Origin of the sequence: Streptomyces sp. MZ04 (assembly GCF_004684775.1) — a bacterium.
GTDB lineage: Bacteria > Actinomycetota > Actinomycetes > Streptomycetales > Streptomycetaceae > Streptomyces.
Window position 1 is genome coordinate 25,746 of record NZ_SRIC01000043.1, and the last position, 14,659, is coordinate 40,404.

At 69.9% G+C, this 14,659-nt stretch carries 13 protein-coding genes; all 13 read right to left on the minus strand.

The genetic code is table 11. The features are described 5' to 3' along the window. Window positions 1-43: 43 nt before the first annotated feature. Window positions 44-1,285: a serine hydroxymethyltransferase gene (glyA, locus tag E2651_RS12620; protein ID WP_135331175.1), complete on the minus strand. Its 1,242-nt coding sequence runs from the start codon at window positions 1,283-1,285 to the stop codon at window positions 44-46. Window positions 1,286-1,377: 92 nt separating this feature from the next. Further along, window positions 1,378-2,022 carry a protein-tyrosine-phosphatase gene (locus tag E2651_RS12625; protein ID WP_135331176.1) on the minus strand — a complete coding sequence of 215 codons (645 nt, stop codon included), beginning with the start codon at window positions 2,020-2,022 and terminating at the stop codon, window positions 1,378-1,380. Then, a complete protein-coding gene (locus tag E2651_RS12630) occupies window positions 2,019-2,666 on the minus strand; it encodes an L-threonylcarbamoyladenylate synthase (RefSeq protein WP_135331177.1) in 648 nt (215 codons plus the stop codon). The genes E2651_RS12625 and E2651_RS12630 overlap by 4 nt, the downstream gene beginning before the upstream one ends. Before the next feature lie 127 nt (window positions 2,667-2,793). After that, on the minus strand, window positions 2,794-3,639 hold the full coding sequence (gene prmC / locus E2651_RS12635) for a peptide chain release factor N(5)-glutamine methyltransferase (protein ID WP_135331178.1): 846 nt from the start codon (window positions 3,637-3,639) through the stop codon (window positions 2,794-2,796). Window positions 3,640-3,682: 43 nt separating this feature from the next. Continuing rightward, window positions 3,683-4,759 carry a peptide chain release factor 1 gene (gene prfA, locus E2651_RS12640; protein ID WP_135331179.1) on the minus strand — a complete coding sequence of 359 codons (1,077 nt, stop codon included), beginning with the start codon at window positions 4,757-4,759 and terminating at the stop codon, window positions 3,683-3,685. Window positions 4,760-4,878: 119 nt separating this feature from the next. Next, window positions 4,879-5,100, minus strand: a complete 222-nt coding sequence (gene rpmE / locus E2651_RS12645) for a 50S ribosomal protein L31 (protein WP_135331180.1) — start codon at window positions 5,098-5,100, stop codon at window positions 4,879-4,881. A 170-nt stretch (window positions 5,101-5,270) separates the two neighbouring features. Further along, complete coding sequence (locus E2651_RS12650; protein WP_135331181.1) at window positions 5,271-6,392, minus strand: LCP family protein; 1,122 nt, start codon at window positions 6,390-6,392, stop codon at window positions 5,271-5,273. 326 nt (window positions 6,393-6,718) lie between these two features. Continuing rightward, complete coding sequence (gene rho / locus E2651_RS12655) at window positions 6,719-8,749, minus strand: transcription termination factor Rho (RefSeq protein WP_135331182.1); 2,031 nt, start codon at window positions 8,747-8,749, stop codon at window positions 6,719-6,721. A gap of 382 nt (window positions 8,750-9,131) precedes the next feature. Continuing rightward, window positions 9,132-10,049: a homoserine kinase gene (thrB, locus tag E2651_RS12660; protein WP_135331183.1), complete on the minus strand. Its 918-nt coding sequence runs from the start codon at window positions 10,047-10,049 to the stop codon at window positions 9,132-9,134. Between the two features lie 236 nt (window positions 10,050-10,285). Beyond that, window positions 10,286-11,344: a threonine synthase gene (gene thrC / locus E2651_RS12665; protein ID WP_135331184.1), complete on the minus strand. Its 1,059-nt coding sequence runs from the start codon at window positions 11,342-11,344 to the stop codon at window positions 10,286-10,288. Between the two features lie 6 nt (window positions 11,345-11,350). After that, complete coding sequence (locus tag E2651_RS12670; protein WP_167828777.1) at window positions 11,351-12,643, minus strand: homoserine dehydrogenase; 1,293 nt, start codon at window positions 12,641-12,643, stop codon at window positions 11,351-11,353. A gap of 96 nt (window positions 12,644-12,739) precedes the next feature. Further along, entirely contained in the window at window positions 12,740-14,131 is a 1,392-nt protein-coding gene (gene lysA, locus E2651_RS12675) for a diaminopimelate decarboxylase (protein ID WP_135331185.1), read from the minus strand. 39 nt (window positions 14,132-14,170) lie between these two features. Beyond that, window positions 14,171-14,659, minus strand: a 489-nt coding sequence (locus E2651_RS12680; protein WP_245238780.1) for a DALR anticodon-binding domain-containing protein, incomplete at its 5' end; no start/stop codon positions are given.

Here is a 14,659-nt window from a genome sequence, read left to right on the forward strand (position 1 = left end):
GGTTGCACGAGTCCGCGACTCTTCCGGACGCGTCTACCCCGACCTAGCCCGGATACGGCGGAAATCTGCCCGCCAATTCGCGCACTTCCTCTCGTACTCCCGGGTCCTCGCGCACCGCTTCGGCGAAGAGCCCGGCGATACGCACCATCTCCGCGTCGCCCATCCCCTGCGTGGTGACGGCGGCCGTACCGAGCCGCAGTCCGCGGCTGTCGCCGTGGGGCAGGGCGCAGGTGTCGAGGACAAGGCCCGCCGCGGCGAGGCGGCCGCGTGCGGTGCTCGCGTCGACGCCCAGCGGGGCCGGGTCGGCCAGGATCAGATGGGTGTCGGTGCCGCCGGTGCTGATCACGCAGCCCGCGGCGGCCAGCGCCTCGGCGAGGATCCGCGCATTGGCGACCACGTCGTGGGCGTACACCGTGAAGGCCGGGGTGGCCGCCTCGCCGAAGGCCACGGCCTTGGCGGCGATCGTGTGCATCTGGGCGCCGCCCTGGGTGAAGGGGAAGACCGCCCGGTCGATACGTTGCGCGAGCTCGGCCCCGCACAGGATCAGGCCGCCGCGCGGGCCGCGCAGCACCTTGTGAGTGGTGGCACAGACGACGTCCGCGTACGGCACGGGGCTGGGCGCCGCTCCCCCGGCGACCAGGCCGATGGGGTGCGCGGCGTCCGCGATGAGATAGGCGCCCACGTCGTCGGCGATGTCGCGGAAGGCCGCGTAGTCGATGTGCCGGGGGTAGGCGATGGAGCCGCAGACGATCGCCTTCGGCTGGTGCGAACGGGCGAGGGTGTGCACCTGTTCGTAGTCGATGAGGCCGCTCTCGGGGTCGATGCCGTAGCCGACGAAGTCGAACCAGCGGCCCGAGAAGTTCGCGGGCGAGCCGTGCGTGAGATGTCCGCCGAACGGGAGACCCATGGCGAGGACGGTGTCGCCGGGGCGCAGCAGCGCGGCGTACGCGGCGAGGACGGCGGACGACCCGGAGTGCGGCTGGACATTGGCGTGCTCGGCGCCGAAGAGGGCCTTGGCGCGGTCGATGGCGATGCGCTCGGCGACGTCCACCAGCTCGCAGCCGCCGTGGTGACGGGCGCCGGGGTAGCCCTCGGCGTACTTGTTGGCGAGGGGGGAGCCGAGGGCTTCCAGGACGGCCGGCGAGGTGAAGTTCTCGGCGGCGATGAGCTGGAGGCCGCTGGCCTGGCGTTCGGCCTCGGCGAGGAGGACCTCGGCCATCTGGGGGTCCTCGCGGCGGAGCGCGTCAGCCCCCACGGAGGGCAGTCGTTCTGTGGTGACCGGCATCGTGGGCTCCGGGCCTAGCGGGGGTTGAAGTCCCTCCAATGTAGGCCTGCCTCACGCGGCACGCGCGGTGTCCGCCCCCGGAGGGGAAAGGTTCAGGCTTTGGCCCGTACGCCGGTCAGCGCCGTCACCACGGGATCGAGCGCCTCGTTGATCTCGTCGCCCACCGAGCGGAAGAAGGGCAGCGGCGCCCCGTACGGGTCGTACACCTCGTCCGCCTCGACGCTCGGCGCGAGCAGCCAGCCGCGCAGCGCCGCCGCCGCCCGCACCAGGGCGCGCGCACGCTCCACCACGCCGTCCCCGTCGGGATCGGGCAGTGTGGCCGGGTCTATGGCCCGCACCAGGCGGGTGAACTCCTTGAGCGTGAAGGTGCGCAGTCCGGCCGAGTGGCCCATCGAGATGACCTGCGCGCGGTGGTCCCGCGTCGCCGTCAGGACGAGGTCGGCCCGGATGACGTGGTCGTCGAGCAGCTCACGGCCCATGAAGCCGGACGCGTCCGCCCCGAAGTCCGCGAGGACGGTCTCGGCGTTGGTCTCCATGGGGGCGCCCTCGTGCCCCCACGTACCCGCGCTCTCCACGATCAGGCCCCCCGTGAACGGGTCGCCCAGGCGGTCGGCCAGGGCATGCCTCGTCAGCCGCTCGGTGATCGGCGAGCGGCACACATTGCCGGTGCTGACGTGGAGGATGCGGAACGGGTCCCGAACAGCCGCTATGCCACGCCCCGTCTCAGGGGCTGTCAATTCGCCACCTCGAGGTCGGGTACCACCTTGCGGAGCTCCTCCGCGGTCAGCGCACCCGCGCGCAGCAGTACCGGCACCTTCCCGGTGACGTCCACGATCGACGAGGGGACGATGCCCGGCGTCGGGCCGCCGTCCAGGTACACGGAGACGGAGTCCCCGAGCATCTCCTGCGCGGCGTCACAGTCCTCGGGGGCCGGGTGGCCCGTGAGGTTGGCGGACGAGACGGCCATCGGGCCGACCTCGGTGAGCAGCTCGATCGCGACGGGGTGCAGCGGCATACGGATGGCGACCGTGCCGCGGGTGTCCCCGAGGTCCCACTGGAGCGACGGCTGCTGCTTGGCGACCAGCGTCAGCGCGCCCGGCCAGAAGGCGTCGACGAGCTCCCAGGCGGACTCGGAGAAGTCCGTGACCAGGCCGTGCAAGGTGTTCGGGGAGCCGATGAGGACAGGGGTGGGCATATTGCGGCCACGGCCCTTGGCGTCGAGCAGATCGGCGCAGGCCTCCGGGGTGAAGGCGTCGGCGCCGATGCCGTAGACGGTGTCGGTGGGCAGCACGACCAGCTCGCCACGGCGGACGGCGGACGCGGCCTCGCGCAGACCGGTCGTACGGTCGGTCGCGTCGTTGGTGTCGTATCGCCGTGCCATTAGTCCGGTCTCCTCACTGAAAAACTGACACTAGCCCGGCCGTCGGCTGGGGGTTCGGGAGTCGTCCCCCGAAAGACCACAGCGCGGGCCTCCTCGTACAGGTACTGCTGGCTTGAAGTCTTGGTCCTCACGGCATCGCCCTGCGGGCGGTCGCGAAGCGCGGGCGGTTGTTGAGGTCGGGGTGGTCGGCCGCGTCGGCCCAGCCCCGCTCCTCGGTGAAGATCCACGGGACCTGGCCGCCCTGGGTGTCCGCGTGCTCGATGACGACGACACCGCCGGGGCGCAGCAGGCGGTGCGCGGTGCGCTCGATGCCGCGGATCAGGTCGAGGCCGTCCTCGCCGGAGAAGAGGGAGAGCTCGGGGTCGTGGTCGCGGGCCTCCGGTGCGACGTACTCCCACTCCGTGAGCGGGATGTACGGCGGGTTGGAGACGACGAGGTCGACCTGGCCGTCGAGCTCCGGGAACGCGTCACGCGCGTCGCCCTGGGAGAGCTTGACCCTGGACCCCTCGACGTTCTTCCGCGTCCACTTCAGCGCGTCCTCGGACAGCTCCACGGCGTGCACCCGCGAGCGCGGCACTTCCTGCGCCATGGCCAGCGCGATGGCGCCGGAGCCGGTGCACAGGTCGACGATGAGCGGCTCGACGACGTCCATCGCACGCACGGCGTCTATGGCCCAGCCGACGACCGACTCGGTCTCCGGGCGCGGCACGAAGACACCGGGGCCCACCTGCAGCTCCAGATAGCGGAAGAAGGCGCGGCCGGTGATGTGCTGGAGCGGTTCGCGGGCCTCGCGGCGCGCGATCGCCTCCCAGTAGCGTGCGTCGAAGTCCGCGTCCTTGACGGCGTGCAGCTCGCCCCGCTTCACGCCGTGCACGAAGGCGGCGAGCTCCTCGGCGTCGTTGCGCGGCGAGGGCACGCCGGCGTCGGCCAGCCGCTGGGTGGCCTGGGCCACTTCCGCGAGCAGCAGGTTCACGCTGGTCCTCCGGGGGCAGTGCGGTTGTCGGGTGCTGACGCGGTTACGCGGCCGCGAGCTTGGCGGCGGAGTCAGCGTCGACGCAGGCCTGGATGACCGCGTCGAGGTCCCCGTCGAGCACCTGGTCCAAGTTGTACGCCTTGAAGCCGACGCGGTGGTCCGAGATCCGGTTTTCCGGGAAGTTGTACGTACGGATCTTCTCGGAGCGGTCAACCGTGCGGACCTGGCTGCGACGGGCGTCCGCCGCCTCCTTCTCCGCTTCCTCCTGGGCCGCGGCAAGGAGCCTGGAGCGCAGGATACGCATCGCCTGCTCCTTGTTCTGCAGCTGGCTCTTCTCGTTCTGGCAGGAGGCGACGACTCCGGTGGGAATGTGCGTGATGCGCACCGCGGAGTCGGTGGTGTTGACCGACTGGCCGCCAGGGCCCGACGAGCGGTAGACGTCGATGCGGAGGTCGTTCGCGTGGATCTCGACGTCGATCTCCTCGGCCTCCGGCGTCACCAGGACACCGGCCGCGGAGGTGTGGATGCGGCCCTGCGACTCGGTCGAGGGCACGCGCTGCACGCGGTGCACGCCGCCCTCGTACTTCAGCCGCGCCCAGACGCCCTGGCCGGGCTCGGTCGCGCCGTTGCCGCCCTTGGTCTTCACGGCGACCTGGACGTCCTTGTAGCCGCCCAGCTCGGACTCGGTGGCGTCGATGATCTCGGTCTTCCAGCCCACGCGCTCCGCGTACCGCAGATACATGCGAAGGAGGTCGCCGGCGAACAGCGCCGACTCGTCGCCGCCCGCGCCCGCCTTGACCTCGAGGATGACGTCCTTGTCGTCGTTGGGGTCGCGGGGCACCAGGAGCAGCCGCAGCTTCTCGGTGATCTCCTCGCGCTGCTTCTCCAGGTCCTTGACCTCCGCGGCGAACTCCGGGTCCTCCGCGGCCAGTTCACGGGCCGTCGCGATGTCGTCGCCGGTCTGCTTCCAGGCGCGGTACGTCGAGACGATCGGGGTGAGCTCGGCGTAGCGCTTGTTGAGCTTGCGCGCGTTGGCCTGGTCGGCGTGGACCGAGGGGTCCGCGAGCTTCGTTTCCAGATCGGCGTGCTCGCCGATCAGTTCCTCGACCGCCTCGAACATCGGGGGCTCCTGGTTTCGTACGCGAATTTCGTTCGCTCAGTGGCGCTTGCGTCAGACGGCAAAGCGCCGGTCCCGGCCACCCCCTCCCGAGGGCGGCCGAAGACCGGCGCAGTGGCTCGCTACTTGTTGGAGCCGGCAGCCTTGCCGAAGCGGGCCTCGAAGCGGGCCACACGGCCACCGGTGTCGAGGATCTTCTGCTTGCCCGTGTAGAACGGGTGGCACTCGGAGCAGACCTCGGCACGGACGGTGCCGCTGGAGATCGTGCTACGGGTGGTGAACGACGCGCCACAGGTGCAGCTGACCTGCGTCTCGACGTACTCGGGGTGGATGTCGCGCTTCAAGGTGTCTCCTAGTTTCGGGAGGGCACCGGGTCGTACGCGCGGAATGCTCGTACGTGAACCGGGGCCGACGTACCAGTCTGCCAGGACTGGTCGCATCTGCCCAAACCGGGGTGGGTGCCGATCTATTCCCGCGGGGCCCGTGCGACCGCTCGGGTCGCCGCCAGTGGCTGCTAGTTACTGCTCACGACGTCGTCCGCTTCGCCCTTGTCGCCCGCGGACTGCTCGGTGGCGGACTTGGGGATCGCCTTGTCGGCCTTGAGCGCGGCCCAGACCTGGCGGTCGGCCTTCTCCAGGGGCAGTACGCGGTTGGGGTCGGCCGGGTCGTACTGGATGGGCAGGGTGACCATGTGCATGTCGCCCGCGCCGATGCTCTTGAGGCCGCCCGCGAAGCCCGCGAGGCTCTTGACGTCGTTCAGGTCCGAGTCGGTGGTGATGGCGCTCGTCGCGTCGTCCGCGAGGTCGAAGAGCTTCTTCGGGTTACTGAAGACGCCGACGTCGTTGACCTGGTTGATCAGGGCCTTGATGAAGGCCTGCTGGAGCTGGATGCGGCCGAGGTCGCTGCCGTCGCCGACGCCGTGCCGGGTGCGGACGAGGCCGAGGGACTGCTCGCCGGTCAGCTGGTGCTTGCCGGCTTCGAGGTCGAGGTGGCTGTCCTTGTCATGGATGGCCTCCTTGGTGGTGATCTCGACGCCGCCCAGGGTGTCGATGAGCTTCTTGAAGCCCGTGAAGTCGACTTCGAGGTAGTGGTCCATGCGGATGCCGGACATCTTCTCGACGGTCTTGACGGCGCAGGCCGGGCCGCCGACCTCGTACGCCGTGTTGAACATCTGCCGCTGACCGCCGGGATCGGTCCGGCCGTCGTCGGTCTTGCACTCGGGCCGGGTTATCAGGGTGTCGCGGGGTATCGAGACGACGCTGGCCGTCTTGTGGCCCTTGTTGACGTGCACGACCATCGCCGTGTCCGAGCGGGCTGCGCCCTCGTCCTTGCCGTACTTGGAGTTGTCGCCGGAGCGGGAGTCGGAGCCGAGGACGAGGATGTCCTGCGAGCCGTTGTCGACGTTCTCGGGGCGGTCCGTGCCGAGCGCCGCGTTGATGTCGACGCCCTTGATGTTGCCGTTGAGCTTGAAGTACACGAAGCCGAGGCCCGCACCGCCGAGGACGATCACCGATGCGGCGGTCCACGCCGTGATGACGAGGGCCTTGTGCCGCTTGGTGGTCGGCTTGCGGCGCCGACCGCCTCCGCCGCGGTTGCGTTGGGGCTTCGTATCCTCGGACGCGCTCTCGTCGGTCATGTGCTCCTCAGTCCTCGTCGGGTTCGGTTACCCCCTGCTTTCAGGGTCAGGCGTGGTTTGTCGTCACTTGTCAGACGTGGAAACCGGTTGAAGGGTTGCACAGCGCTTTGTGAGCGCCCCCGGCGCGCACCGGTGACGCATCGTGCGCTTCCACCCCGTCTTTCCAGGGTCTCACCTGCGGTTTCGCCCGCACTGGGGCTACTGCCCGTGACCGTAAGAATCTCTTATGTGTGTGGCCAAGGTCATTCAGGGCGCCCCGCACAACGCGAAGGGCCGCCCCCGTCGGATGACGGGGGCGGCCCTTGTGTCGCTCTGTGTCGCAACGACTAGTCGTTGCCGTTGCCCGGCGTCGGCGTCGTCTTCGCGATCTGCATCAGGAACTCGGCGTTCGACTTCGTCTGCTTCATCTTGTCGAGAAGCAGCTCGATGGCCTGCTGCGAGTCGAGCGCGTGCAGCACCCGGCGCAGCTTCCAGACGATCGCCAGCTCTTCGCTGTTGAGCAGGATCTCTTCCTTACGGGTGGAGGACGCGTCGACGTCCACCGCCGGGAAGATGCGCTTGTCCGAGAGCTTCCGGTCGAGCTTGAGCTCCATGTTGCCGGTGCCCTTGAACTCCTCGAAGATCACCTCGTCCATGCGCGAACCGGTGTCGACGAGCGCGGTGGCCAGGATGGTCAGCGAGCCGCCGTCCTCGATGTTGCGCGCCGCACCGAAGAAGCGCTTCGGCGGGTAGAGCGCGGTCGAGTCGACACCACCGGACAGGATGCGACCGGAGGCCGGGGCCGCCAGGTTGTACGCACGGCCCAGACGGGTGATCGAGTCGAGAAGCACGACCACGTCGTGACCCAGCTCGACGAGACGCTTGGCGCGCTCGATGGCCAGCTCGGCGACGGTGGTGTGGTCCTCGGCGGGACGGTCGAAGGTCGAGGAGATGACCTCGCCCTTCACCGACCGCTGCATGTCGGTGACCTCTTCCGGACGCTCGTCGACCAGGACGACCATCAGGTGGCACTCGGGGCTGTTGGTGGTGATCGCGTTGGCGACCGCCTGCATGATCATGGTCTTGCCGGTCTTCGGCGGGGCCACGATCAGCCCTCGCTGACCCTTACCGATCGGCGACACGAGGTCGATGATGCGGGTGGTCAGGATGCCCGGGTCGGTCTCCAGACGGAGCCGGTCCTGCGGGTAGAGGGGCGTCAGCTTGTTGAACTCCGGTCGCCCGCGCCCGGATTCGGCCGCCATGCCGTTCGCCGAGTCGAGGCGCACGAGCGCGTTGAACTTCTCGCGGCGCTCGCCGTCCTTGGGCTGACGGACCGCGCCGGTGACGTGGTCGCCCTTGCGCAGACCGTTCTTGCGGACCTGGGCGAGCGACACGTACACGTCGTTCGGTCCGGGCAGGTAGCCCGACGTACGAATGAACGCGTAGTTGTCGAGGATGTCCAGGATGCCCGCGACGGGGATCAGTACGTCGTCGTCGGCGACCTGCGGCTCGTTGGCGCCGCCGAACTCGTCGCGGCCACGGCGGCCACGGCGGTCGCGGTACCGGCCGCGACGACCGCGACGGCCGCCCGCCTCGTCGTCGAAGTCGTCCTGCGGGCCGTTGTCCCGCTGCTGACGCTCCTGACGGCCACCGCCCTGCTGACGGTCCTGACGGCCACCGCCCTGCTGGTCGTCGCCCTTGCTGCCACCACGGCGGTCACGGTCGCGGCCACGGCCCTGGCGGTCACGGCCCTGACGGTCGCGACGGCCGTCGGCACCGCCCTCACCGGAGCCGTCGCCGCGCGCCTCGGACTGCGCGTCCTGCTTCGGCTCGGCCTTCGCCTCGGCCTTCGCCTCCGCGGTGACGGTCTCGGGGCTGCCCGCGTCGGCGGTGGCGCGGCGACGCCGGCGCTCGCCCTTGTCGGCACCCGCGGGCTGGCCCGGGATGTCGATCTGCTGCTGGGCGACGGCCTCTTCGGCCTTGCCGCCCGAAGCCTGCTCCGCCTGCTCGGCCTTGTCGGCCTTCGACTTGCCGCCGCCGGCCGCCGCGTCCTCGCCCGTACGGGCCTTGGAGGTCGCGCGGCGCTTCGGCTTGGTCTCGGCCTCGGCCGAGGCGGACGGCGCGGCACTCTTAGCGGGGGCGCCCCCTCCTGCCTGCGCCTCCTTGATGACCTCGATCAGCTGGCTCTTGCGCATCCGCGCGGTGCCCTTGATACCGAGGCCGGATGCGACCTGCTGCAGTTCCGCCAGCACCATGCCCTCGAGGCCGGTGCCGCGGCGCCGCCGGGACCCGGCCGAAGCACCGGTGGCAGGCGCCGCAGAGGCGTCCGTGGCGGGCGTGTCGGCAGTCACGCCCATCAGATCGGTGGTGTCGCTCACGAAGGGTCCTTCCCTGGAGCGGACGTCGGCCTGTCTGGCTCGGCGACCGGTTGTGCTGTCCGGCGGTCCTTTGGTGTGTGGACCTGGCCGGGGCGGTGGTCCGCCAATGCGCGGCGGAAGAATTCACTGGTGATGGCGAGTCCCGGTGAGGTGCCACTGAGGTGCGGTGTCACTCGGCTCGGTCACGCCGGTTCCGGAGCGTGCTCGGCACTGCTCAATGCGGGGCACAGAGCAGGTTGGGAGGCTCCCGGAAGGATGGATGTCCCGGACGGGGACACAAAGCACCTCGCCATGGTGGGGTCGGGTGCAGACTTGAGGTTAACACTACCGGATCCAACAAACATTCCCCCTCTCCAAATCCGGTTACCCAGAGGTCACTGCGTCAAGGCGCGAGCGGCAGCACGCTCGCCCCTGTCGCGTCGAGCGCCAGACGGTTGGCCGCCCAGCCCTCTCCCGCGAGGCGTGCGACCTTGTCGGCCGTACTCCCATCGGCCAGCGCGAGGACCGTGGGTCCCGCGCCGGAGATCATCGCGGGGACGCCGTCCGCCCGCAGTCGGTCCACCAGGGCGGCGCTCTCCGGCATGGCGGGTGCGCGGTACTCCTGGTGGAGGCGGTCCTCGGTGGCGGGGAGCAGCAGCTCGGGGCGCCTGGTCAGCGCCTCGACGAGCAGTGCGGCCCGGCCCGCGTTGGCGGCCGCGTCCACATGCGGGACGGTGCGCGGAAGGAGTCCGCGGGCGGTTTCCGTGAGGACCGGCTTTCCCGGTACGAAAACCACCGGAACGATGGAATCGGCGGGGGCCATCCTGATCGCCCGCGCCGCTCCCCCGTCCATCCAGGAGAGCGTGAAGCCGCCGAGCAGACAGGCGGCGACGTTGTCGGGGTGGCCCTCGATCTCGGTGGCGAGTTCAAGCAGGGCGTTGTCGTCGAGCCTGGCGTCGCCGCCTATCGTCACGGCGCGCGCGGCGACGATTCCGGCGCAGATGGCGGCGGACGACGAGCCGAGGCCACGGCCGTGCGGAATGCGGTTGGCGCAGACGATTTCGAGCCCGCGCGGCTGTCCGCCGAGCAGGTCGAAGGCCGTACGCAGGGAACGTACAAGCAGATGCGACTCGTCGCGCGGGAGCGTCTCGCTGCCCTCACCTGCGATGTCGATGTTCAGTCCGGAGTCGGCCACCCGGACGACGACGTCGTCGTACAGCCCCAGCGACAGGCCCAGGGCATCGAAGCCCGGCCCGAGGTTGGCGCTGGTGGCGGGGACGCGCACCCGGACGGCGGCGGCGCGGAACGCGGGACCGGCCATCGCTCGATGACTCTCCTTGAGCTGCGATCTTTTTGGAGGACTTGCCACGTGTGAGGCAGTACCCGAAGGCCGCTACACGGCGGCACCGCGGCATATGCGGCGGGGCGGGTCAGGTACAGCCTATCGAAGGAAGGTTCTGTGGCGACATAGGGCGCACAGGAGGCGCACGATGCGTGTCGTAAGCCCCCTGTGCACCCCCTGTGGGGAGTTGCGGGTTTTCCCCGTCGTTACAGCGGTTACGCCAGGCCGAGGCGCTCGGCGGCGGTGGCCGCGTCGACCGGCACCGTGACCGGCTGCGGGGCGCCGGCGACGGCCCAGTCGGGGTCCTTGAGGCCGTTCCCGGTGACGGTGCAGACGATCTTCTGCCCCTTGTCGACCTTGCCCTGCTCGGCGGCCTTCAGGAGACCGGCGACCGAAGCAGCCGAGGCGGGCTCGACGAAGACACCCTCCTGGGACGCCAACAGCTTGTAGGCGCGCAGGATCTCACGGTCCGTCACCTCGTCGATGAAGCCACCCGACTCGTCGCGCGCGGCGAGGGCGTAGTCCCAGGACGCGGGGTTGCCGATGCGAATGGCTGTGGCGATCGTCGAGGGGTCCTTGACCACTTCACCCCGCACGATGGGCGCCGAACCCGAGGCCTGGAAGCCCCACATCCGGGGAGTGTGCGTCGAGATCGAGTCGGCGGCGTACTCCTTGTAACCCTTCCAGTACGCCGTGATGTTGCCGGCGTTGCCGACGGGAAGGACATGGATGTCGGGGGCGTCACCGAGCGCGTCGACAATCTCGAAGGAAGCCGTCTTCTGGCCCTCGATGCGGAACGGGTTGACCGAATTGACCAGCGCCACCGGGTAGTTCTCGGAGAGGGCGCGGGCGAGGTTCAGACAGTCGTCGAAGTTCCCGTCGACCTGAAGGATCTTCGAACCGTAGACGAGCGCCTGGCCCATCTTGCCGAGCGCGATCTTGCCCTGCGGCACGAGGACCGCGCAGACCATTCCGGCGCGTACGGCATAGGCGGCCGCGGAGGCAGACGTGTTGCCGGTGGAGGCGCAGATGACGGCCTTCGCGCCCTCCTCCTTGGCCTTCGTGATCGCCATCGTCATGCCGCGGTCCTTGAAGGACCCGGTCGGGTTGGCGCCCTCGACCTTGAGATGGACCTCGCAGCCCGTGCGCTCGGAGAGCACCTGCGCGGGCACGAGCGGCGTGCCGCCCTCGCGGAGCGTCACGACCGGCGTCGTGTCGGAGACGGGGAGACGGTCCCGGTACTCCTCGATGATTCCGCGCCACTGGTGGGTCATTGCTGGTTACTCTCCTTCAACCCGCATGATGCTCGCGACACCACGCACGGTGTCGAGATTCCGCAGCGCCTCGACGGTGCCGCTGAGGGCGGCGTCGGGTGCCCGGTGGGTGACGACGACGAGCGATGCCTCGCCGTCCTTGCCCGTCTGACGGACCGTATCGATCGATACGCCGTGCTCGGCGAAGACCGTCGCGACCTGGGCGAGGACACCCGGCTTGTCGGCCACGTCGAGGCTGATGTGGTACCGCGTGACGACCTCGCCCATGGCGCTCACGGGCAGCTGGGTGTACGCGGATTCGCCGGGCCCGGTGGCTTCGCCGAGCTTGTTCCGGCAGACGGCGACGAGGTCGCCGAGGACGGCCGACGCGGTGGGCGCGCCGCCCGCGCCGGGCCCGTAGAACATGAGCTGCCCGGCGGCCTCGGCCTCGACGAAGACGGCGTTGTACGCCTCGCGCACGGAGGCCAGCGGATGGCTGAGCGGAATCATCGCGGGGTGAACGCGAGCGGTGACGGATTCCCCGTCAGCGGCCCGCTCACAGATGGCCAGCAGCTTGATGGTGCAGCCCATGCGCTTCGCGGAGGCGAAGTCGGCGGCGGTCACCTCGGTCATGCCCTCGCGGTACACGTCGTCGAGCCGCACGCGCGTGTGGAAGGCGATTCCGGCGAGGATCGCGGCCTTGGCGGCGGCGTCGAAGCCCTCGACGTCGGCGGTCGGATCGGCCTCGGCGTACCCGAGAGCGGTGGCCTCGTCGAGGGCTTCCTGGTAGCCCGCCCCCGTCGTGTCCATGGCATCGAGGATGAAGTTGGTGGTCCCATTGACGATCCCGAGCACCCGGTTGACCTTGTCGCCGGCGAGGGACTCGCGCAGCGGCCGGATCAGCGGAATCGCGCCGGCGACGGCGGCCTCGTAATAAAGGTCCCGCCCGTGCTCCTCGGCGGCGGCGTGCAGCGCGGCGCCGTCCTGCGCGATGAGCGCCTTGTTGGCGGAGACGACGGAGGCGCCGTGCTCGAAGGCCGTGGTGATGAGGGTCTTGGCGGGCTCGATGCCGCCGATCACCTCGACGATGACGTCGATGTCGCCGCGTTTGACGAGCGCGGTCGCGTCCGTGGTGACCAGCGAGGGATCGATTCCCTCGCGCACCTTCGAGGGGCGACGGACGGCGACCCCGGCGAGCTCCACCGGGGCGCCGATCCTGGCTGTGAGGTCGTCGGCGTGCGTCGTCATGATGCGCGCCACCTCTGAGCCGACAACCCCACAGCCCAGCAGCGCCACCTTCAGCGGACGCGTACGCATCATCCGACCTCACTTCTCATACATCTAAACGATGGGACCAGTCTCACCCACCGGACCGGAGTTTCTATCCTCTGTCCGAATCATGAGACATCTATTTCACTACCCGACATCGAGACGCAGGAGATCTTCCTCCGTCTCACGCCGGACGATCACACGCGCCGCACCATTCTTGACCGCGACGACCGGCGGACGGAGGGCGTGGTTGTAGTTGCTCGCCATGGAGCGGCAGTACGCACCGGTCGCGGGCACGGCGATCAGATCGCCGGGAGCGAGGTCGGCGGGCAGGAACGCGTCCTTCACGACAATGTCCCCGCTCTCGCAGTGCTTGCCGACGACGCGTACGAGCATGGGCTCGGCGTCGGACTCGCGCGACACCAGGGCGACGCTGTACTCGGCGTCGTAGAGCGCGGTGCGGATGTTGTCGGACATGCCGCCGTCGACGGAGACGTACGTACGCAGCCCGTCGAGCGGCTTGACGGTGCCGACCTCGTACAGAGTGAAGGCGGTGGGCCCGACGATGGCGCGCCCCGGCTCGACGGAGATACGAGGAGTGCGGAGCCCGGCGGCCTCGCACTCCCGCGTCACGATCTCGCCCAGCGCCTTGGCGATCTCGTGCGGCTCACGGGGGTCGTCGTCGGAGGTGTACGCGATACCGAGCCCGCCACCGAGGTCGATCTCGGGAAGCTCGACACCGTGCTCGTCACGGATCTCGGCGAGCAGCTGCACGACGCGCCGCGCGGAGACCTCGAAGCCGGCCATGTCGAAGATCTGCGACCCGATGTGACTGTGAACCCCGATGAGCTCGAGCCCATCGAGCTGGAGGGCCCGCCGCACGGCCTCGGCGGCCTGCCCCCCGGCGAGGGCGATGCCGAACTTCTGGTCCTCGTGGGCGGTGGCGATGAACTCGTGCGTGTGCGCTTCCACCCCGACGGTGACGCGAATCTGCACGGGCTGCCGCTTGCCGAGCCGCTCGGCGATGTGGGCGACGCGCACGATCTCCTGGAAGGAGTCGAGAACGATGCGTCCCACGCCGGCCTCGATGGCCCGCTCGATTTCGCCCTCGCTCTTGTTGTTGCCGTGGAAGGCGATGCGATCGGCGGGCATCCCGGCGTCGAGGGCGGTGGCGAGCTCGCCGCCGGAGCAGACGTCGAGGTTCAGCCCTTCCTCGTGCAGCCAGCGCACGACGGCGCGCGAGAGGAAGGCCTTGCCCGCGTAGAAGACATCGGCGTCGGTGCCGAAGGCGCCGCGCCAGGCGTGGCAGCGGGCGCGGAAGTCGGCCTCGTCGAGGAAGTAGGCGGGGGTGCCGAACTCCTCGGCGAGCCGGGTCACTTCGATGCCGCCGACGGTGACGACACCGTCCGCGCCGCGGGTGACGGTCTGCGACCAGACCTTCGGGTCGAGGGAGTTCAGGTCGGCGGGCGGCGCGGTGTAGTGCCCTTCGGGCAGTACGTCGGCGTGGCGGGGCCCGGCGGGGTGTGCGGAACGGCTCATGTCGCGGTCGTCTCTCTCACGGTGTCACTGGTGACGGTGTCACAGATGTTCGGGTGCGCTGATGCCGAGCAGGGACAGGCCACCGGCGAGCACCGTCCCGGCGGCTTCGGCGAGCGCGAGCCGGGCGCGGTGGGCGGCCAGGGGTTTCTCGTCACCGCGCGGCAGGACGGACGGCTGAAAGGCGAGGAAGGCGTCGGCGGTGTCGACGAGGTGCCGGGCGAGGCGATCGGGCGCGTGCTGCCGGGCGGCGGAGGCGAGGACGCGGGGGTAGTCACCGATGGCGTCGACCAGGGCCCGCCCTTCTTCTACGTCTTCTACGTCACCGGGGGCGGCGTCGAAGCCGAGGGCGGCGGCGTTGCGTGTGAGGGCGCGGGTGCGGGAGTGGGCGTACCGCACGCGGAAGAGGGGGTTGCTCTCGCGCTGGGCGAGGTGCTGCTCGGCCGGCTCGATCCGAGGGCGGTCGTGCGCGGCCGGGTACAGCAGGGCCCAGCGGGCGGCGTCGCGGCCGAGGGGGGTGGGGTCCCCCGG